Source organism: Micrococcus sp. CS26, assembly GCF_055522295.1.
In genome coordinates this window covers 1-18,977 of record NZ_JBVFVY010000021.1, presented here as the reverse complement: position 1 = coordinate 18,977, position 18,977 = coordinate 1, and the positions used below count along the sequence as shown (strand labels likewise).

The window sequence follows — 18,977 nt, the reverse complement described above, 5'->3', positions numbered from 1 at the left end:
CGCAGGGCCCTCTATATCTTGAGAGGTTCAGACTTGCCGCGTCGCTGATGGTACTGGCTCGATCTAGTGAGCCCCGATCACCGGTCGTTCAGTTTCACGTGAAACGGCTGGGAGGGAACGTCGGGTCGCGGGTCGCATGTCGGGGCAGCGAGCATCCACTTCCGCCTTTGACAGTACTGCTCGATGTGGTCGCCGATGTCACGGGCGGCAGTACAGTGACGCGGCGGGCGCTCCACCCCACCCACTGACTCCATCCGTCCTGTCAGCTGGGGCCGCCCATCAAAGTTTCAGGACCGCCTCGTGTGGAAAGTGTGTCTTCAATGCCTCCATCCGCGTACAGCTGCGGTCAGGGATCGACGCTAGGTGAGCGCGGAACCACCGTGTTTCACGTGAAACCCCCGGCGACCGGGCGATTACTCGACGCCCTGGTTCCCACGTCGCTGCAAGACAGAACCACACGGCCCGCCCCATCCCGCACGGAGCCGCCGCGGGCTCCCCGGGGGGCCTCCACCGCAGTCACCATTCACACGCCGTCCCCGTGCCCAGTCGTCAGACGCAACAGGAGACTGAGCAGGGCTCATCAGCACCGCAGAGGCATCTACGGCCGCACACCCTAGACGTCCACTGTCCACAGATCTTGTCCACATATCAACATCGACGATAGCCGCTAACCACTGCTGACTCCGCAAAGTGCCAGCTCACATGCTTGTCTCTGTATACATTGGGGGCGTGCGGCCGCCCCTCTTTGCCGGAGTCTCTCCTACTCCGTACACAGGAATGCACAGTAGAACTGTCCTTCTGGCGCCGCCGTTCGGCCCCTCCAACTCAGACGAATCACAGCAGCCCACCATAGCCGCTGACGTCTGCTCTCGCACACGCTGACGGCAGACCGTCCGCGCGCCTCGCGGCGACACGATGGCCCGTGCTCCGCTCTGGCCCCGATTCCCTGCACGTCACCGACGGCGAGGAGGTCTGACCGTGGGGGAGAGGGGGCACCCAGTCACAGCACCCGGCCTGCTCGCTGGCTGCATCCTCGAGGCTGCAGCGCACCCGGGTGAAGGAGGAGGGACGGACCATACCCTGCACGGCCGCGCCCGGCGGCCAGGACGTTCCCCACGCGTCGCGCAGCCCTCGCGCAGCCCTCGCGGAGCACTTCAACGCAGCGTGCACCGCCGGCCCTCACAGCCGCCGTCTCCGCCCCGCCGCCATGGCGTTCACCCCGTGAGTTCGTGCGTCGCCGCCCGCGGCTGCACCCAGGCCTCGCGACAGGTGCGCCTGGCCAGCGGCGGAGGGGCCGGCCCAGCGGAAGAGAGGGGAGCGTGTCAGGCGGAAGCGGTACACCACGGGCACCCCTCCCCATCGTCCCGCCGCGGCGGCACCACGCTCGCACCCTCGGAGAAGGTCGTTTCACGTGAAACACTAACTTCCAATATGCCCAGCGTTTCCGCTTGTCTTTTCACTCCCCATCTTCCGGGCCACGCTCACTCACGACGAAGCCCGCCGGAGAATCGCTCCCCCGGCGGGCTTCGTCGTCGTCAGCAGCGCCATCCGGCGACCGCAGCAGCGGGTCGCCTGCGCTTCAGCCCTTCACGGCCGGGGCACCGCGGCTGGCGATCTCTGCAGCCGCCTCCCGGTACGCCACGGCGCCGGCCGAGGCCGGGTCGTAGGTCAGCACCGTCTGCTGATAGCTGGGGGCCTCGGAGATGCGGACGTTGCGGGGAATCGCGGTGTTCAGCAGCTGCTCCGGGAAGTGCGTCCGGACCTCCTCCGCCACCTGCACGGCGAGGTTGGTCCGCGCGTCGAACATCGTCAGCAGGATGGTGCTCACCTGGAGGCGCGGGTTCAGGTGTTTCTGGATCATCTGCACGTTCTTGAGCAGCTGCGAGAGGCCCTCGAGGGCGTAGTACTCGGCCTGGATCGGGATGAGCACCTCCTCGGCCGCCACGAACGCGTTGACCGTCAGCAGGCCCAGGGACGGCGGGCAGTCGATGAACACGTAGTCCAGCCGCTCCTGCCCGACCTCCTCGCGCCAGGCGGTGTACGCCTCGAGAGCCCGCGACAGTCGCTGTTCGCGGGCCACCAGGGAGACCAGCTCGATCTCGGCACCGGCCAGGTCGATGGTCGCGGGCACCACCTGAAGGCCATCTACGTCCGGGGCGTCCTGCACCACGTCCTGGATCTCCATCTCGCCCAGGAGCATGTCGTACACGGAGGCCACGTCTCCGGTGTGGGGGATGTTCAGCGCGGTGGACGCATTGCCCTGCGGGTCGATGTCCACCACCATCACCCGCATGCCCGCGCGGGCGAGGGCCGCGGCCAGGTTGACCGTCGTCGTCGTCTTGCCGACGCCGCCCTTCTGGTTGGACGTCGTGAACACGCGGGTGCGGTCGGGGCGCGTCAGACGGCGACGCTGGAGCCGCGCGGGCTCCTCGGCGTCGGCGCCGCCCTTCTCGGCGGTCCGGCCGGTCCACTTCTGGCGCAGGGCCCTCCAGGCCCCACCCCGGCTCTCCTGCTCCTGCGCCATGCGGCTCTACCTCCTGGGTCGCGGGTGTGCGGATCTGCTGCCGCCCGGCCCGTCCCGTCCCGGTGGGGGAGGGGTCAGCGGGGACGCGCGCTGACGCGCACGACGGTGGTGGTCTCGGGCAGCAGGCCCTCGCCCACCGTGAGGATCTCGGGCTCGGCACCACCATACTTGCGCAGGACCTTGCGGGCGGCGGCGATCTCGTCGGCCGCGGAGCGGCCCTTGATGGCCAGCAGCTCCCCGGCGCCCTGCAGCATCGGCATGGCCAGCGGCACGAGGGTCTTCAGCGCGGACACGGCGCGGGCGGTCACGACGTCGACGTCGAGGTTCCCGGAGACCTGCTCGGCACGGCCGCGGATCACGTCCACGTTCTCCAGGCCGAGGTCGGCGACCACCCTGTCCAGCCACTCCACGCGCCGCTCGAGCGGCTCGATGAGCAGGAACTGGCAGTCGGGGCGCGCGAGCGCGAGGCACAGGCCGGGCAGGCCCGCGCCGGAGCCGACGTCGGCCACGAGCGCGCCCTGCGGGAGGAGCTCCTCGACCACGGCGCAGTTCAGGACGTGGCGCTCCCAGAGACGGGGTGCCTCGCGCGGGCCGATCAGGCCCCACTCGATGCCGGTGTCCGCCAGGTGGGCCACGTATGCCTCGGCCCGGGGGAGGGCCTCGCCGAACAGCTCGACGGCGGCCGGCCGCAGCGCGTCGGTCAGCGGCGGCGCCGGCTGCCCCACGGGCGCGGGGCGGTCGCCCCGGTCCTGCGGATCCAGCCCGGGGCGCCGCTCGTAGGCCGAGCCCCGCTCAGTCATCGGCGGAGATGACCACGTGCCGGCGGGCGCCCTCGCCCTCCGACTCGGAGGTCAGGCCGGCGTCCGCGACGACGTCGTGGACGATCTTGCGCTCGTACGCGCCCATGGGCTCGAGGTGCACGGGACCCTCGCCGGCGCGGACGCGCTCGACGGCCGCCTGGGCGGCGGTGCGCAGGGCGACGTTGCGGCGCTCCCGGTGCCCGCAGACGTCCAGGATCAGCCGGGAGCGGTGCCCCGTGGCGGCGAGCACGGCCAGCCGGACGAGCTCCTGCAGGGCCTCCAGGGTGCGGCCGTCGGGGCCGACGAGGCCGTCCAGGCGCTCATCGTGGTCCTCGGAGACGACGGACACGTACGTGCGCCCGTCGCGGACCTCGATGTCGATGTCCCCGTCCAGGTCCGCGATGTCGAGCAGCTCCTCGACGTAGTCCGCGGCGACGTCGCCCTCCTCCTCGAGGCGGCGCACCGCCTCCGAGACGGCGGCACCGTCCTGCTCCGCGACGCGAGAGCCCTGGCCCACGGGGGTCTCGACGACGGCGTCCTCGGCCTCGGGGGCCGGGGTCACGTTCTCGGCGGACATGCTCACTTCCTCCTGCGGTTCTTGCGCTGGGGCTGGACGCGCTGACCCGACTGGCGGACGACCTCACCGTTCAGCACGGCACCGCCGCGGCCCGCCTGGGTGTGCGCGGACGAGGGCGTGGCCTCGGCGTTCGACACCTTCTGGCCCACGGGGGGCAGGCCCTTGGCGGCGCGGCGCTCGTTGAGCTCCTTCTCGGCGAGGGAGCCCGGGGTCGGGTTGTTGCGGATGATCCACCACTGCTGGCCGACGGCCCAGAAGTTGGAGTAGGTCCAGTACAGGAGCACGCCGATCGGGAAGTTGATGCCGCCGATGCCGAAGATCAGGGGCATGGCGTAGAGCATGATCTGCTGCGTCTGCATCATGGGCCCGGAGAGGGCCTGCTGCGTCATGTTCTTCGTCATGAGCATCTTCTGCATGAAGAACATCGAGCCCGACATGAGCAGGATCAGCACGATCGCCGTGACGATCACGGGCCCGCTGCCCGGCGCGCCGAGCGAGTTCATGAAGGTGTCCGACATGCGGGCGCCGAAGATCGTGGAGCCCTCGAAGGAGCGGATCTGGTCCGCGGACAGGGCGTCCATGGCCTCGCCGCGCTCCGCCGCGCCGCGGGCGCCGATCAGCACCTGGTAGAGCGCGAAGAAGAACGGCATCTGGATCAGCAGCGGCAGGCAGGCGGCGAACGGGTTCGCCTTGTGCTCCTTCATGAGCGCCTGCTGCTCCATGGCCATGGCCTGGCGGGAGAGCTGGTCCTTCTTGCCCTTGTACTTGGCCTGCAGCTTCTGCAGCTCGGGCTGGATGGCCTGCATGGCGCGCTGCGCCTTGATCTGCTTGACGAACAGCGGGATCAGCAGGGTGCGGATGAGCACCACCAGCAGGAGGATGGACAGGGCCCACGTCCAGCCGGAGTCCGCGGGCAGGCCCGCAAACTCCAGGATGCTGTGGAACGCCCCGAGCAGCCAGGACATCAGCCAGCGGAACGGGGAGAGGATGGCTTCGAACATGGGGGTCAATCCTCCTGCGGGAGATCAGGTGGGATGGGAGGGTGGTTCAGGGTGAGGATGCGCGGCTGCCGGCCCGGCGGCCAGCGTCGGTGCCCGGGCGGGACCGGGTCCACGCCGCCGTCGTTCCAGGGATGGCACCGGCCGATGCGCCGCGCGGCGAGCCACGACCCCTTGACCGCGCCGTGCACGTGCACGGCCTCCAGCCCGTAGGCGGAGCAGCTGGGGAAGAACCGGCACACGGGTCCGTACAGCGGGGAGACCACGGCCCGATAGACCGTGAGCAGGCCGGCCAGCAGGGCGGACGGCAGCGCGCGCAGCGGCCCCCACTCACGGGAGGGCTCGAGCACGACGAAGGGCGAGGGCGTGACGGTCATCTACGCGGGCTCCGAGGCGGCGGGCAGATGCGGCTTCAGGGCCTTGCCGAGCGCGCCGACGGTCTCGCGGCGCAGCAGCGCGTAGTCCGCCTCGGCGGCGGCCGGCAGCGCGCGGACCTGCACCAGAACCGGCAGGTCGCGCAGCGGGGGCAGGCGCATCTGATCCGCGACGACGGCGCGCAGCCGCCGCTTCACCCGGTTGCGGGTCACCGCGTTCCCCACGGCCTTGGACACGACGAACCCGGCCCGCGGCCGAGGGGCGCTCGGCGACGTGGACCGGGTCTGATCGGGGTCCGTGGCGACGCTCACCACGACGGTGCGCCGACCCGCGCGGGTGCCGGTGCGACCGAGGTGACGGAACTCCGCGGGCGTGCGGACGCGACGGTCACGGGGCAGCACGGGGCGCGCCGTCCCTGGACCGAGGTCCTCAGGCGGACAGCTCGGCGCGGTTCTTGCCGCGGCGAGCGGACAGGATGGCGCGGCCGGCGCGGGTGCGCATGCGGGCACGGAAGCCGTGCTTGCGGGCACGACGGCGGTTGTTGGGCTGGAACGTGCGCTTGGTCACTGTGATCTCTCCACGACGTGTTGTGTGCCTTCGACCGTCGACCTGAGCAGGTGGACCAGGGGGAAGGACCGGTGAGGCTCTGACATGAAATCCCCGGCGGGCACGATCAACCGACACCCGGGGGACCAGACAACTCTAGTGGCCGGGGTACGCAGGGGTCAAACGGGTGCGCGCGGATCCCGGACGCCCGTGGGCGCCCGGGACGGTCGTCCACAGGATGATAGGGGTTGTCCACCGTCTGTGCACAACCCTGTGGACAACCGTTAGACTCCGAGCACCGTCGTCCGTCTCGCGCAGCCGCCCCCGTCCTCGGGGACGTCTGCCCCAGGAAAGGAAGCCTCCGTGGTGGCAGACCAGGCCGTGCTCAGCTCGTGGCGCTCCGTCGTGGGCTCCCTCGAGGACGACGCGCGGGTCAGCGCCCGCCTCATGGGCTTCGTCTACCTGGCCCAGCCGCAGGGCCTCATCGGCAACACGCTCCTGCTGGCCGTGCCGAACGAGACCACCCGCGAGACGCTCCAGGGCACCCAGGTGGCCGACGCCCTCACGGACGCCCTGACCAAGGAGTTCCGCGAGGAGATCCTGCTGGCCATCTCGATCGACGCGAACCTGCAGCCGCCGCGGACCCCCTCGTCCGAGGCCCGCCGCTCCTCCCTCGCGGGCGGACCGGCCGCCGCCGCGGTGCCGGACGTCGAGCTGCCCCCGGCCGCGACCGCCGCCACCTCCCGCCGCGCCGTCGCCGAGGAGCTGCCGGGCTTCCGCATCGAGCCGCCGGCCGACGTCGCGCCCGCTGCGACCGCGGCCCCGAGCGGGAACGGCAAGCCGACCCCCGCGCCGCCGTCGACGTCCGCGGAGACCAGCCGCCTCAACGACCGCTACCACTTCGAGACGTTCGTGATCGGCTCGTCCAACCGGTTCGCGCACGCCGCCGCGAACGCGGTGGCCGAGGCGCCGGCGAAGGCGTACAACCCGCTGTTCATCTACGGCGAGTCCGGCCTGGGCAAGACGCACCTGCTGCACGCGATCGGGCACTACGCCCGTCGCCTCTACCCGGGCCTGCGGGTGCGGTACGTGAACTCGGAGGAGTTCACCAACGACTTCATCAACTCCATCCGCCACGACGAGGGCGCCTCGTTCAAGCAGGTCTACCGCAACGTGGACATCCTGCTGATCGACGACATCCAGTTCCTGGCGGACAAGGAGGCGACGGTCGAGGAGTTCTTCCACACCTTCAACACGCTCTACAACAACAACAAGCAGGTGGTCATCACCTCGGACCTGCCGCCCAAGCAGCTCTCCGGGTTCGAGGACCGGCTGCGCTCCCGCTTCGAGTGGGGGCTGATCACGGACATCCAGCCGCCGGACCTCGAGACGCGCATCGCGATCCTCCGGAAGAAGGCGGAGGCCGAGGGGCTCGTGGCCCCGCCAGAGGCGCTGGAGTACATCGCCTCGCGCATCTCCACGAACATCCGCGAGCTCGAGGGCGCGCTGATCCGCGTGACCGCGTTCGCCTCGCTCAACCGGCAGACCGTGGACATCGAGCTGGCCGAGCATGTGCTCAAGGACCTGATCACGGACGAGACGGCACACGAGATCACGCCGGAGCTGATCCTGCACGCCACGGGGGAGTACTTCAATCTCACCCTCGAGGAGCTGACCAGCAAGTCCCGCACCCGCACGCTGGTGACGGCGCGGCAGATCGCCATGTACCTGCTGCGCGAGCTGACCGAGATGTCCCTGCCCAAGATCGGTCAGGTCCTGGGCGGCCGCGACCACACCACCGTCATCCACGCGGACCGCAAGATCCGCGAGCTGATGGCCGAGCGGCGGACGATCTACAACCAGGTCACCGAGCTCACCAACGAGATCAAGCGGAAACAGCGCGGCGCCTGAGCCACCCACTGCCCCCCCTCGAGTCCCGGTTCGAACCTTCGACCGGGACTCGAGTCTTCCTCCACATTGTCCACCGGTGTGGACAACTCTGTGGAGAACCCCCGCCGCTGTGGACAACCTCCGCCCCTGTGGATGGCGGAATCAGGCCGCTCACGCCGCGTCCACACCCCTGGGGACGACGACGGTGCACAGGCTGGTGAATCACACGGATGTCATTCGCTTGCCCACACGTATCCACAGGTCTCCACAGCCGAAAACCGCATGATCTCGCGGGTTTCGACGGGTGTGGATGTGCCCTGTGGACAGTAATGTGGACAACTGGGGGGTGGATCCGGGGATGAGTCTGGACAACTCCGGTCGGGCCTGTGCAGAGCGGGGGGAGGGCCTCCGGGGCTCGTCCACACCGGATGCACACCCCGAACGAGCGGGCGTCCACACGGTTCCCCCAACCGGATCCGCATGGTGCCGCGGCAGAACGGCGTTCTCCACAGGATCCACACCCGCTATCACTCCTTCTGATCCCTCTGGAGAGATCCCGCCAAGCAACATCAACTCCGCCGTCCCGCACCGAGCTGAGCGCCTCGACGGCCCGGGCTGCGCCCGGGCGCCCGAGATCCGTGGAATCACACCGCTGTCATTCGTCGGCGACCTGACACCCGCCGCGCGGACCGCCTATGCTGAGGCCCGCGTGTCGCCGTTCCCCCCGGGCCCGCAACCCCCGTCATCACCCCCAGAGAGGCAGTGCAGCTCGTGAAGTTCACCGTCGAACGCGACATCCTCACCGACGCCGTCTCCTGGGCTGCCCGCTCCCTGTCCCCGCGCCCGCCGGTGCCGGTGCTCTCGGGCCTGCTGATCACGGCCGAGGCCGGCGTCGTGTCCATCGCGAGCTTCGACTACGAGACCTCCGCGCGCCTGGAGATCGAGGCCGACGTCGAGACCGCGGGCCAGGTGCTCGTCTCCGGCCGCCTGCTGAACGACATCGTCCGCTCCCTGCCGCAGGCCCAGGTCACGGTGGAGCTCGACGGCGGCAAGGTGCTCGTCACCTGCCGCTCCTCCCGCTTCGCCCTGGCCACGATGCCCGTGGGCGACTACCCGGCCCTGCCCGAGCTGCCGGCCCCCGCGGGCACCGTGGACGGGGCCGCGTTCGCCCACGCCGTCGCCCAGGTCACCGTCGCCGCCTCCAAGGACGACACCCTGCCGATCCTCACCGCCGTGAAGGTGGAGATCGAGGGCGACACCATGACCTTCCTGGCCACGGACCGCTACCGGCTGGCCATGAAGGAGATCCGCTGGACCCCGGCGGACCCGTCCCTCTCGACGTCGCTGCTCATCAAGGCGCGCACGCTCACCGAGGTCGCCAAGTCCCTCGGCTCCGGCGGCGACCTGGAGATCCTGCTCGGTCAGACCGCCGACCTCGTGGGCTTCGCCTCCGGCGGCCGTCGCACCACCTCCGTGCTCGTGGACGGCGAGTACCCCAAGATCCGCTCGCTCTTCCCCGAGTCCAGCCCCATCCAGGCCGTGGTGGACACCGCCGCCCTGGTCGAGGCGTCCCGCCGCGTGGCCCTCGTCGCCGAGCGCAACACCGCCCTGCGCATGGTGTTCACGGACGGCCAGGTCACCCTGGACGCCGGCACCGGCGACGACGCGAGCGCCAACGAGTCCGTGCCGTGCACGCTCGAGGGCGAGGACATCACCGTGGCGTTCAACCCGTCCTACCTCTCCGAGGGCCTGGCCGTGGTGGACCAGCCGCAGGTGCGCTTCGCGTTCACGTCCGCGCCCAAGCCCGCCCTGCTCACCGGCGTGAACCAGGAGGACGGCGTCGTCTCCGACTACCGCTACCTCGTGATGCCGGTGCGCATCGCCTGACGCAGGGGGCTGGACGCTCCCGTGTACCTGTCCCACCTCACCGTCGCGAACTTCCGGTCCTACCGCTGGGCCGATCTGGAGCTGACGCCGGGGTCCACGGTGCTGCTCGGGGCCAACGGGGTGGGCAAGACCAACCTCGTGGAGGCGATCGGCTACCTCGGCGCCCAGCAGTCGCACCGGGTCAGCTCGGACGCGCAGCTCGTGCGCTTCGGCCGGGACCGGGCCCGGATCGCCGGACGCGTGCACCGCGGGTCCCGCACCGTCGCCCTCGAGCTGGAGATCCTGCCGGGCCGGTCCAACCGGGTGGCCATCAACCGCGGCGCCCCCGTGCGGGCGAAGGAGGGCCTCGGGATCCTGCGCACCGTGGTCTTCGCTCCGGAGGACCTGAGCCTCGTGACGGGGGAGCCGGGCGGCCGCCGTCGTCTCCTCGACCAGCTCATGGTGCAGCTGCGTCCGGCCCTCGGCGAGGCCGCCGCCGACTACGAACGCGTGCTGCGCCAGCGCAACGCCCTGCTCAAGTCGAGCCGCGGCTCTCGCCGCTGGGGCCCCGAGGAGGACGCGACCCTCGCCGTCTGGGACGAGCACCTCTGCGCCGCCGGCGCCCGCCTGCTCCACGGCCGCCTGCACGTGCTGCGCCTGCTGGCCCGCCCCCTCCAGGAGATGTATGCGGCGTTGACCAACGGCTCCAAGGCGGCGGCCTACGCCTACGAGTCCACCGTCCCGCTGGCCCGCGGCACCCACGCGGAGGTCCCGGCCGTGGCGGACCTGGCCGCGGACATGCGCCGGACGCTCGAGGCCCAGCGGGAGGAGGAGCGGGCGCGGGCGCTCACCCTGGTGGGCCCGCACCGGGACGAGCTCGCCCTCTTCCTGGGCCCGGCGCCCGCGCGCGGCTACGCCTCCCACGGGGAGACGTGGTCGCTGGCGCTCGCCCTGCGCATGGCGGCCTACGACGTGCTCGTGGCGGACGACCCGGACCCCGACGCCCGCCCCGTCCTGATCCTGGACGACGTGTTCGCGGAGCTCGACGCCGCCCGTCGCCGCCGCCTCGCCGCGCTCGTGCACCGGGCCGAGCAGGTGATCGTCACGGCCGCCGCGCTCGAGGACGTCCCCGAGGAGCTCACGGCCCACCGCGTGCTCATCCGCCAGGACGCGGAGGGCTCCGAGGCCGTGGCCGCCGCGGCCCCCGTGGAGGGTGACATCCGCGAGCCCCGGCGCGAGGGCGGCGCCGATGGCTGAGACCCCCGCCCCGTTCGAGCCGGACCGGCCGGACCTGGCGCTCGTGCAACTGCGTCGGGTCCGCGAGGCCGCCCGGGAGCGGGGCGAGGCGCCGCTGCGGGCGCGGGGGACGGGCGCGGGCCTGGCCGGGGCCATGGCGGGCACGCCGTCGGCCGGCCGGGAGCGGCAGGACCGTCGGCGGCCGTTCGGGGGTGCGGACCGGGACCCGGCCACGGTGTCCACCGTGTTCGGCCGGCTCATCCGCGACCGCGGCTGGTCCACCCCCGTGGCGGTCGGCTCCGTGCTCACCCGCTGGGCCGAGCTGGTGGGGCCGGAGATCGCGCTGCACTGCCGCCCGGAGAGCTTCGAGGACTCCGTGGTGCGGGTCCGGACGAGCTCCACCGCGTGGGCCACGCAGCTGCGCCTGATGAGCCCCGTGCTCCTGCAGCGCTTCGACGAGGCGCTCGGGCCCGGCGTCGTGACCCGCATCGAGGTGGCGGGGCCGCAGGCCCCGAGCTGGCGCAAGGGGCCGCGCACCGTGCGCGGCGGCCGCGGGCCGCGCGACACCTACGGCTGAGTCCCGGGCTGCCCCCCGCGGCGCACGACGGCGTCCCGGACGCGGCGAGGCCATGGGCGCCGCTCTGGCGCGCTCACAGGGTCGGTGACGGCCCGGGAGGCATGGGCGGTCTCCTGCGCACGTCCTGAGCCGTGTCCCTGGCCGCTGAGCGGGTGTTCTCCCGCGGCGGACCCCCGTCGATGCGGGCCCTCGGGGTGCCAGGCGGTACACTGGGACCAGTGAAAGGGGGCCGGCCGTCGTCCGTCCCCCGCCCCCGTGGATCTGCGGGAGCGTGTCGCGTGCCGGTTATGTCCGGGCGGCGGGGCGCGCCTGCGCGCGGGTCGACCCTGCCGCCGACGTCCGAGGAAGTGAGCCACCCGTGGTTGACGCCATGCCCGAGAACCCCGCGGAGGAGCCGACCGCCGCGTCGGCCGCGCCGAACCCGGAGGCCGTGCCGGACGCCGTCGGGCAGCCCGAGGCCCCGGTGAAGGACCGGAAGGTGCCCGGTGAGTACGGCGCCAGCGCCATCACCGTGCTCGAGGGCCTCGAGGCCGTCCGCAAGCGCCCCGGCATGTACATCGGCTCCACCGGGCCGCGGGGCCTGCATCACCTCGTGTACGAGGTCGTGGACAACTCCGTGGACGAGGCGCTGGCCGGCTACGCCACCGGCATCGACGTCACACTGCAGGCCGACGGCGGCGTGCGCGTGGCGGACGACGGCCGCGGCATCCCCGTGGACCTGCACCCCACCGAGGGGAGGCCGACCGTCGAGGTCGTCATGACGATCCTGCACGCCGGCGGCAAGTTCGGCGGTGGCGGCTACGCCGTCTCGGGCGGCCTGCACGGCGTAGGCATCTCCGTGGTCAACGCGCTCTCCCGCCGCGTGGACACCGAGGTCCGCCGTCAGGGGCACGTGTGGCACCTGTCCTTCGCGGACGGCGGCGTGCCCCAGGGCGAGCTGGTGAAGGGGGAGGCCACGGACGCCACGGGCACCGTGCAGACGTTCTACCCGGACCCGGAGATCTTCGACTCGATCGAGTTCGACTACGAGACCCTGCGTGCCCGCTTCCAGCAGATGGCCTTCCTCAACAGGGGCCTGCGCATCACCCTCACGGACGAGCGCGTCCAGGAGTCCAACGAGGTCGTCGACGACGAGATCGCGGGCGAGGGCGCCGCCGGTGAGGACGTCGCGGAGAACGGCCTGGCGGAGGACGCGGAGCAGGAGCCCCAGCGCCGCTCCGTCACCTACCTGTACGAGAACGGCCTGCTCGACTACGTCCAGCACCTCAACTCCGCCAAGAAGGTCGAGTACGTCCACGACGACGTCATCGCCTTCGAGGCCGAGGACGTCTCGGACGGCCGCTCCATGGCCGTCGAGGTGGCCATGCAGTGGACCTCCGCCTACTCGGAGTCCGTGCACACCTACGCGAACACGATCAACACCCACGAGGGCGGCACCCACGAGGAGGGCTTCCGCGCCGCGCTGACCTCCCTGGTCAACCGCTACGCGCGGGAGAAGGAGATCCTCAAGCCCAAGGAGGACAACCTCACGGGCGAGGACATCCGCGAGGGCCTGACCGCCGTGATCTCCGTGAAGCTCTCCGAGCCGCAGTTCGAGGGCCAGACCAAGACCAAGCTCGGCAACTCCGAGGCCCGCGGGTTCGTGTCCAAGGCGGTCACGGACCACCTCGGCGACTGGTTCGAGCGCAATCCGGGCCCGGCCAAGGAGATCATCCGCAAGGCCATCATGGCCTCGCACGCCCGCCTGGCCGCCCGCAAGGCCCGGGACAACGCGCGCCGCAAGTCCCCGCTGGAGTCCTTCGGCATGCCCGGCAAGCTGGCCGACTGCTCCTCGAAGGACCCCGAGCGCTGCGAGGTGTACATCGTGGAGGGCGACTCCGCCGGCGGCTCGGCCAAGCAGGGCCGCAACCCGGAGACGCAGGCCATCCTGCCGCTGCGCGGCAAGATCCTGAACGTGGAGCGCGCCCGCCTGGACAAGGCCCTCGGCAACGCCGAGATCCAGTCGATGATCACGGCGTTCGGCACCAACATCGGCGAGGAGTTCGACATCTCCAAGCTGCGGTACCACAAGATCGTGCTCATGGCGGATGCGGACGTGGACGGCCAGCACATCACCACGCTGCTGCTGACCGTGCTGTTCCGGTACATGCGCCCGCTCATCGAGGCCGGCCACGTGTTCCTCGCGCAGCCGCCGCTGTACCGCATCAAGTGGTCCAACGCCCCGCACGACTACGTGTTCTCCGACGAGGAGCGCGACGCCGCCGTCGAGGCCGGCCTGGCCAAGGGCTGGCGCTACCCCAAGGACAACGGCGTGCAGCGCTACAAGGGCCTGGGCGAGATGAACTACCAGGAGCTCTGGGACACCACCATGGATCCGGAGCACCGCACCCTGCTGCAGGTGACCATGGAGGACGCCGCCGCCGCGGACGCCGTCTTCTCCATGCTCATGGGCGAGGACGTGGAGTCCCGCCGCACCTTCATCCAGCAGAACGCCAAGGACATCCGCTTCCTGGACGTCTGAGCCGGACCCGCAGACCTGCCTGAGCCGACCACCCTCCCCGCCGTCGCGGGGAGCACGAGAGGACCCGCGTGAGCGACGAGACCACCCCCCAGACCCCGGACGAGCCCGTCGAGGGCGCCCCGACCCCGCAGCCCCCGCAGACCGGCCTGGACATCGAGGTCGAGCACTACGTGCTCCCCGAGGGCGCCGCCGACAAGGTCGAGCCCGTCGACCTCGAGTCGGAGATGAAGCGCTCGTACCTGGACTACGCGATGGCCGTGATCGTCGGCCGCGCGCTGCCGGACGTGCGCGACGGCCTCAAGCCCGTGCACCGTCGCGTGCTCTACGCGATGTACGACGGCGGCTACCGCCCGGACCGCGCGTTCAACAAGTCCGCCCGCGTGGTGGGCGACGTGATGGGCAACTACCACCCGCACGGCGACACCGCGATCTACGACGCCCTCGTGCGCCTCATCCAGGACTGGGTCCAGCGCTACCCTCTGGCGCTCGGCCAGGGCAACTTCGGCTCCCCGGGCAACGATGGGGCGGCCGCCCAGCGCTACACCGAGACCAAGATGGCCCCGCTGGCCATGGAGATGGTCCGGGACATCGACGAGGACACCGTCGACATGCAGGACAACTACGACGGCAAGCAGCAGGAGCCCGTCGTCCTGCCCGCCCGGTACCCGAACCTGCTGGTCAACGGCTCCTCGGGCATCGCCGTCGGCATGGCCACGAACATCCCGCCGCACAACATGCGCGAGGTGGCCGCGGGTGTGCAGTGGTACCTCGAGCACCCCGAGGCCACCCGCGAGGAGCTGCTCGAGGCGCTCCTGGCCCGCGTGCACGGCCCCGACTTCCCCACGGGCGCGCAGATCCTGGGCCGCAAGGGCATCGAGGAGGTCTACCGGACCGGCCGCGGCCCCATCACCATGCGCGCTGTGGTCAACGTGGAGGAGATCCAGGGCCGCACGTGCCTCGTGGTCACCGAGCTGCCCTACATGACCAACCCGGACAACCTCGCCGCGAAGATCGCGGAGATGGTGCGGGACGGCAAGATCAACGGCATCGCGGACATGCGCGACGAGACCTCCGGCCGCACCGGCCAGCGCCTGGTGATCGTGCTCAAGCGCGACGCCGTCGCCAAGGTGGTGCTGAACAACCTCTACAAGCACACCGAGCTGCAGTCGAACTTCTCGGCCAACATGCTCGCGCTCGTGGACGGCGTGCCGCGCACCCTGTCCCTGGACGGCTTCGTGCACCACTGGGTGAAGCACCAGATCGACGTGATCGTGCGCCGCACCGCGTTCCGCAAGCGCAAGGCCGAGGAGCGCGCGCACATCCTGCGCGGCCTGCTCAAGGCCCTGGACATGCTGGACGAGGTCATCGCGACCATCCGCCGCTCGGCCTCGGCGGACGTGGCCCGCGAGGCCCTCAAGGAGCTCCTGGACATCGACGACGTCCAGGCCCAGGCCATCCTGCAGATGCAGCTGCGCCAGCTCGCCGCCCTGGAGTCCCGGAAGATCCAGGACGAGTACGACGACCTCATGGCGAAGATCGCCGAGTACAACCGGATCCTGGAGTCCCCGCAGCGTCAGCGCGAGGTCATCTCCGAGGAGCTCGCCGAGATCGTGGCCAAGCACGGCGATGACCGCCGCACCGAGATCATGGCCGGCTTCGACGGGGACATGTCCATCGAGGACCTGATCCCCGAGGAGGAGATGGTCGTCTCCATCACCCGCGGCGGCTACGTCAAGCGCACCCGGATCGACCAGTACCGGTCCCAGGCGCGCGGCGGCAAGGGCGTGCGCGGGGCGACGCTGCGCGGCGACGACGTCGTCGAGCACTTCCTCACCGTGTCCACGCACCACTGGCTGCTGTTCTTCACGAACTTCGGCCGCGTGTACCGCATCAAGACGTACGAGCTGCTCGAGGCCGGCCGCGACGCGAAGGGCCAGCACGTGGCCAACCTGCTCGCGTTCCAGCCGGACGAGCGGATCGCCCAGATCCAGCCGCTCGTGGACTACGGCCGGGCCCCGTACCTCGTGCTCGCCACGCGCGGCGGCCTCGTGAAGAAGACGCCGCTGCTGGACTACGACACGAACCGCACCGCCGGCCTGATCGCCATCAAGCTGCGTGAGGGGGACGAGCTGGTCTCGGCCCGCGTGGTCTCGCCCGACGACGACCTCATCCTGATCTCGCACAAGGGCCAGTCCCTGCGGTTCACCGCCACGGACGAGGCGCTGCGTCCCATGGGCCGTGCGACCTCGGGCGTGACGGGCATGAAGTTCCGCGACGACGACTCCCTGCTGACCATGGACGTGGTGGAGGAGGACGGCTACGTCTTCACCGTCACGGACGGCGGCTTCGCCAAGCGCACCCACGTGGACGAGTACCGCCTGCAGAACCGCGGCGGCCTCGGCATCAAGGTCGCCAAGCTCGTGGACGACCGCGGCGAGCTCGCCGGCGGTCTCGTGGTGCGCGAGGACCAGGAGGTCCTCGTGGTGATGGCCTCGGGCAAGGTGGTGCGCTCCTCCGTCGCCGGCGTGCCGGCCAAGGGCCGCGACACGATGGGCGTGATCTTCGCCAAGCCGGACAAGCGGGACCGGATCGTCGCCGTCACCCTGAACAATGAGCAGGAGATGGAGGCGAAGGCGGACGCCGAGGCCGAGGCGGGGCCGGATGTACCCTTGGACGCAGACATCGACCCGACCGACCCCGTAGCCGCACCGGAGGACGCCCTGACGCAGGACGCCGGTGAGGGTGCAGACGGAGGAGAGCAGTGAGCACGTCCGCGTCGTCGCGTCCCGGCCAGGGGCGGAGCACCGGGAAGGCCGCCGAGCCGCGGTCCGGCCGCCCGGTGCGCAAGGCCAGCGGGTCCTCGCAGGAGGACCTGGTCCGCGCCGTCCCGAAGGCCAAGGTGCGCCGCGCCCGCCTGGTCCTGACCCGGGTGGACCCGTGGTCCGTGCTGAAGCTGGCGTTCCTGCTCTCGGTGGCGCTGGGCATCCTCACGGTGGTGGCGGCGGTGGCGCTGTACTCGCTGTCCGACGTCCTCGGGATCTTCGACAGGGTCAACGACGTGATCGGCACCGTGCTCGGCTCCGAGGCCGGGCGCTACACCGTGGCGTCCCTGGCCCCGCTGAGCACCGTGACCTCGCTGGCCACCGTGCTGGCCGTGGTCAACGTCATCCTGCTGACCGCCCTGGCCACCGTGGCCGCGCTGCTCTACAACCTCTGCGCGAGCCTCGTGGGCGGCCTCGGCGTCACGCTGACGGACGACTGAGCAGACCCTCGACGACGCCCCGCGCGGATTTGCGCGGGGCGTCGGCGTTCCTGTACAGTCATCTCCTGTTGTGAACGGCGTCAGCCGTGAGCGACGGTGAGGGCGTATAGCTCAGGCGGTTAGAGCGCTTCGCTGATAACGAAGAGGTCCCAAGTTCAAGTCTTGGTACGCCCACTCCCACCACACAGAGCCCCGGTCCGCTGGGGCTCCGTTCGTCTCCGGAGGTCTTCCCATGGGTCGACTGGCACGCGTGGCCCTCGTGGTCAGCGCCGCGGCAGCCGCCTATGGGGCGCGTTTCTGGCGGGAGAACAGTGCGGGGAAGGACGTCTGGGCCACGGCCACGGACGACCTGCCGGAGGACGCCGACGGCGTCGAGCCGGCACCGGAGGACTGACCCGTCCTCACGGGGGCATGGCGCAATTGGTAGCGCACCTGCTTTGCAAGCAGGGGGTTAGGGGTTCGAGTCCCCTTGCCTCCACCGAGGGTGTTTCAGGGAATGGGAGCGACGAACCCAGGAAATGAAGCACCGAGGGGCCCGAGTCGCAGATGATGCGGCTCGGACCCCTTTTTCATGCCCTCCAACGGCCCCCAGAACCGCCTTCTCCCGCAGTTGTGGCGCAGGACAAGGGGCCGACCCGCCTTCGGAAGTGGCCGCGGGCATGAAAATGCCCCCACCCGGACGAATCCGGGCAGGGGCGAATGGCCCTTCGTCGCTCAGGCGGCGGGACCAGATGACTCGCGGAGGACCGGCACGAAGACCGGCTTGAGTTGTACTGAAGCGTCCCGGGTGTGATGCCGCTTCCTTTCGAGTTCGAGAGGATGTTGTTCATGCCGAAGAAGTTCGATCCCGAGGTGAAGGACCGCGCGGTGCGGATGGTCCTGGACCGTGTCGAGGAAGCCGGGTCAGTCACGAAGGCCGTGGCTTTGGTGTCGCCGAAGGTCGACGTGGGGCGCGAGACCTTGCGCCGCTGGGTCTGTCAGCACCGCGTCGACGCCGGCCTCAAGGACGGGCCGACCAGCGATGACCTGGCCGAGCTCAAGCGCCTGCGCGGCGAGGTCAAGCGATTGCGGGAGGACAACGAGATCCTGCGCAAGGCCTCGATTTTCTTCGCGGGGGAGCTCGACCCCCGCAACCGATGATCATGGGATTCATCGATCAGATGCGCGCCAAGGGGCATGCGGTCGAGTCGATCTGCAGGGTGCTCCGTCAGGAGGGCTGTCAGATCGCCGCACGCACCTACCGGGCGTGGCGCCGCCGCAGCGCGTCGGCTCGTGACACGTCCGACGCGGTCCTGCTCAACGTCCTGCACGACCTTGTCGGCACCCCGGAAGGGCTGTACGGGCGTCGGAAGATGACCGCGTGGCTGCGTCGAGAAGGTCACCAGGTCGGCGCCGCTCGTGTGGACCGGCTCATGCGGGTTGCGGGGATGAACGGTGTGCGTCGAGGCAGGCCAGTGCGCACCACCGTCCCGGCCAAGGACGGCTGCCGTGCCGGTGACCTGCTCAATCGAGACTTCACCGCGGCCGCGCCGAACACGAAGTGGGTCGCGGACTTCACCTATGTGCGCACGTGGGCGGGCTTCGTATACGTCGCGTTCGTGCTGGACTGCTACTCGCAGAGAATCCTCGCCTGGCATGCCGCGACGGCCAAGACGACCCCGCTGGTCCTGACCCCGCTGCGGATCGCGTTGTGGGACCGTGACCGGCACGGGCACCCTGTGCAGCCCGGCGAGCTGATCGCGCACAGCGATGCCGGGTCGCAGTACACGAGCCTTCGCTTCGCCGGCCATTCGCGGTTGAGCGTG

The 18,977-nt window shown here is 70.7% G+C and carries 17 protein-coding genes, 2 tRNA genes and 1 other annotated feature; of the genes, 12 read left to right on the top strand and 7 right to left on the bottom strand.

Annotated features, from left to right (window positions below; genetic code table 11):
- Positions 1-1,579: 1,579 nt before the first annotated feature.
- The 7 genes from ACZ1IK_RS09290 to rpmH all read right to left on the bottom strand — a co-directional run bounded on the left by ACZ1IK_RS09290 (position 1,580) and on the right by rpmH (position 5,841).
- Positions 1,580-2,524 carry a ParA family protein gene (locus ACZ1IK_RS09290; RefSeq protein ID WP_161788033.1) on the bottom strand — a complete coding sequence of 315 codons (945 nt, stop codon included), beginning with the start codon at positions 2,522-2,524 and terminating at the stop codon, positions 1,580-1,582.
- A gap of 74 nt (positions 2,525-2,598) precedes the next feature.
- Complete coding sequence (rsmG, locus tag ACZ1IK_RS09285) at positions 2,599-3,324, bottom strand: 16S rRNA (guanine(527)-N(7))-methyltransferase RsmG (RefSeq protein WP_020628388.1); 726 nt, start codon at positions 3,322-3,324, stop codon at positions 2,599-2,601.
- Positions 3,317-3,901 (bottom strand): Jag family protein, encoded by a 585-nt coding sequence (locus tag ACZ1IK_RS09280; RefSeq protein WP_043282880.1) that lies wholly within the window; start codon positions 3,899-3,901, stop codon positions 3,317-3,319. Before ACZ1IK_RS09280 ends, rsmG begins: the two co-directional genes overlap by 8 nt.
- Before the next feature lie 2 nt (positions 3,902-3,903).
- On the bottom strand, positions 3,904-4,902 hold the full coding sequence (yidC, locus tag ACZ1IK_RS09275) for a membrane protein insertase YidC (protein WP_010079777.1): 999 nt from the start codon (positions 4,900-4,902) through the stop codon (positions 3,904-3,906).
- Between the two features lie 5 nt (positions 4,903-4,907).
- Positions 4,908-5,276, bottom strand: a complete 369-nt coding sequence (yidD, locus tag ACZ1IK_RS09270) for a membrane protein insertion efficiency factor YidD (protein WP_020628390.1) — start codon at positions 5,274-5,276, stop codon at positions 4,908-4,910.
- Positions 5,277-5,675, bottom strand: a complete 399-nt coding sequence (rnpA, locus tag ACZ1IK_RS09265) for a ribonuclease P protein component (RefSeq protein WP_020628391.1) — start codon at positions 5,673-5,675, stop codon at positions 5,277-5,279.
- A gap of 28 nt (positions 5,676-5,703) precedes the next feature.
- Positions 5,704-5,841, bottom strand: a complete 138-nt coding sequence (rpmH, locus tag ACZ1IK_RS09260; protein ID WP_002856443.1) for a 50S ribosomal protein L34 — start codon at positions 5,839-5,841, stop codon at positions 5,704-5,706.
- 342 nt (positions 5,842-6,183) lie between these two features.
- On the opposite strand from rpmH, the gene dnaA reads away from it, so the two are divergent.
- From dnaA to ACZ1IK_RS09200, 12 genes are all read left to right on the top strand, one after another.
- Positions 6,184-7,731 (top strand): chromosomal replication initiator protein DnaA, encoded by a 1,548-nt coding sequence (gene dnaA / locus ACZ1IK_RS09255; RefSeq protein WP_044659943.1) that lies wholly within the window; start codon positions 6,184-6,186, stop codon positions 7,729-7,731.
- A 750-nt stretch (positions 7,732-8,481) separates the two neighbouring features.
- A complete protein-coding gene (gene dnaN / locus ACZ1IK_RS09250) occupies positions 8,482-9,597 on the top strand; it encodes a DNA polymerase III subunit beta (protein ID WP_002856446.1) in 1,116 nt (371 codons plus the stop codon).
- A gap of 21 nt (positions 9,598-9,618) precedes the next feature.
- Positions 9,619-10,833: a DNA replication/repair protein RecF gene (gene recF, locus ACZ1IK_RS09245; protein ID WP_070708965.1), complete on the top strand. Its 1,215-nt coding sequence runs from the start codon at positions 9,619-9,621 to the stop codon at positions 10,831-10,833.
- Positions 10,826-11,389 carry a DciA family protein gene (locus tag ACZ1IK_RS09240; protein ID WP_044659941.1) on the top strand — a complete coding sequence of 188 codons (564 nt, stop codon included), beginning with the start codon at positions 10,826-10,828 and terminating at the stop codon, positions 11,387-11,389. The genes recF and ACZ1IK_RS09240 overlap by 8 nt, the downstream gene beginning before the upstream one ends.
- A 370-nt stretch (positions 11,390-11,759) precedes the next feature.
- Positions 11,760-13,910, top strand: a complete 2,151-nt coding sequence (gene gyrB, locus ACZ1IK_RS09235; protein ID WP_178329116.1) for a DNA topoisomerase (ATP-hydrolyzing) subunit B — start codon at positions 11,760-11,762, stop codon at positions 13,908-13,910.
- A gap of 68 nt (positions 13,911-13,978) precedes the next feature.
- Positions 13,979-16,675 (top strand): DNA gyrase subunit A, encoded by a 2,697-nt coding sequence (gene gyrA, locus ACZ1IK_RS09230; protein ID WP_020624431.1) that lies wholly within the window; start codon positions 13,979-13,981, stop codon positions 16,673-16,675.
- A complete protein-coding gene (locus ACZ1IK_RS09225; RefSeq protein ID WP_010079768.1) occupies positions 16,672-17,172 on the top strand; it encodes a DUF3566 domain-containing protein in 501 nt (166 codons plus the stop codon). The genes gyrA and ACZ1IK_RS09225 overlap by 4 nt, the downstream gene beginning before the upstream one ends.
- A 100-nt stretch (positions 17,173-17,272) precedes the next feature.
- Positions 17,273-17,346 (top strand) — tRNA-Ile (locus tag ACZ1IK_RS09220).
- A gap of 58 nt (positions 17,347-17,404) precedes the next feature.
- A complete protein-coding gene (locus tag ACZ1IK_RS09215; protein WP_181161587.1) occupies positions 17,405-17,566 on the top strand; it encodes a hypothetical protein in 162 nt (53 codons plus the stop codon).
- An 11-nt stretch (positions 17,567-17,577) separates the two neighbouring features.
- Positions 17,578-17,650 (top strand) — tRNA-Ala (locus ACZ1IK_RS09210).
- 350 nt (positions 17,651-18,000) lie between these two features.
- On the top strand, positions 18,001-18,312 hold the full coding sequence (locus tag ACZ1IK_RS09205) for a transposase (protein WP_026107055.1): 312 nt from the start codon (positions 18,001-18,003) through the stop codon (positions 18,310-18,312).
- Positions 18,270-18,404 (top strand) — a sequence feature (AL1L pseudoknot). (Overlaps the previous gene by 43 nt.)
- Positions 18,309-18,977 (top strand): IS3 family transposase (locus ACZ1IK_RS09200; RefSeq protein ID WP_465098472.1); only part of this gene is annotated, 669 nt, incomplete at its 3' end. Its footprint overlaps the feature before it by 96 nt. The genes ACZ1IK_RS09205 and ACZ1IK_RS09200, both read left to right, overlap by 4 nt.

What these genes read in the sequence shown, in the direction of transcription:
- yidC (WP_010079777.1), bottom strand. Translation starts at nt 4,902, where the DNA reads ATGTTCGAAGCCATCCTCTCCCCGTTCCGCTGGCTGATGTCCTGGCTG.
- rsmG (WP_020628388.1), bottom strand. Translation starts at nt 3,324, where the DNA reads ATGACTGAGCGGGGCTCGGCCTACGAGCGGCGCCCCGGGCTGGATCCG.
- ACZ1IK_RS09280 (WP_043282880.1), bottom strand. Translation starts at nt 3,901, where the DNA reads ATGTCCGCCGAGAACGTGACCCCGGCCCCCGAGGCCGAGGACGCCGTC.
- ACZ1IK_RS09205 (WP_026107055.1), top strand. Translation starts at nt 18,001, where the DNA reads ATGCCGAAGAAGTTCGATCCCGAGGTGAAGGACCGCGCGGTGCGGATG.
- ACZ1IK_RS09290 (WP_161788033.1), bottom strand. Translation starts at nt 2,524, where the DNA reads ATGGCGCAGGAGCAGGAGAGCCGGGGTGGGGCCTGGAGGGCCCTGCGC.
- gyrB (WP_178329116.1), top strand. Translation starts at nt 11,760, where the DNA reads ATGCCCGAGAACCCCGCGGAGGAGCCGACCGCCGCGTCGGCCGCGCCG.
- ACZ1IK_RS09240 (WP_044659941.1), top strand. Translation starts at nt 10,826, where the DNA reads ATGGCTGAGACCCCCGCCCCGTTCGAGCCGGACCGGCCGGACCTGGCG.
- yidD (WP_020628390.1), bottom strand. Translation starts at nt 5,276, where the DNA reads ATGACCGTCACGCCCTCGCCCTTCGTCGTGCTCGAGCCCTCCCGTGAG.
- ACZ1IK_RS09215 (WP_181161587.1), top strand. Translation starts at nt 17,405, where the DNA reads ATGGGTCGACTGGCACGCGTGGCCCTCGTGGTCAGCGCCGCGGCAGCC.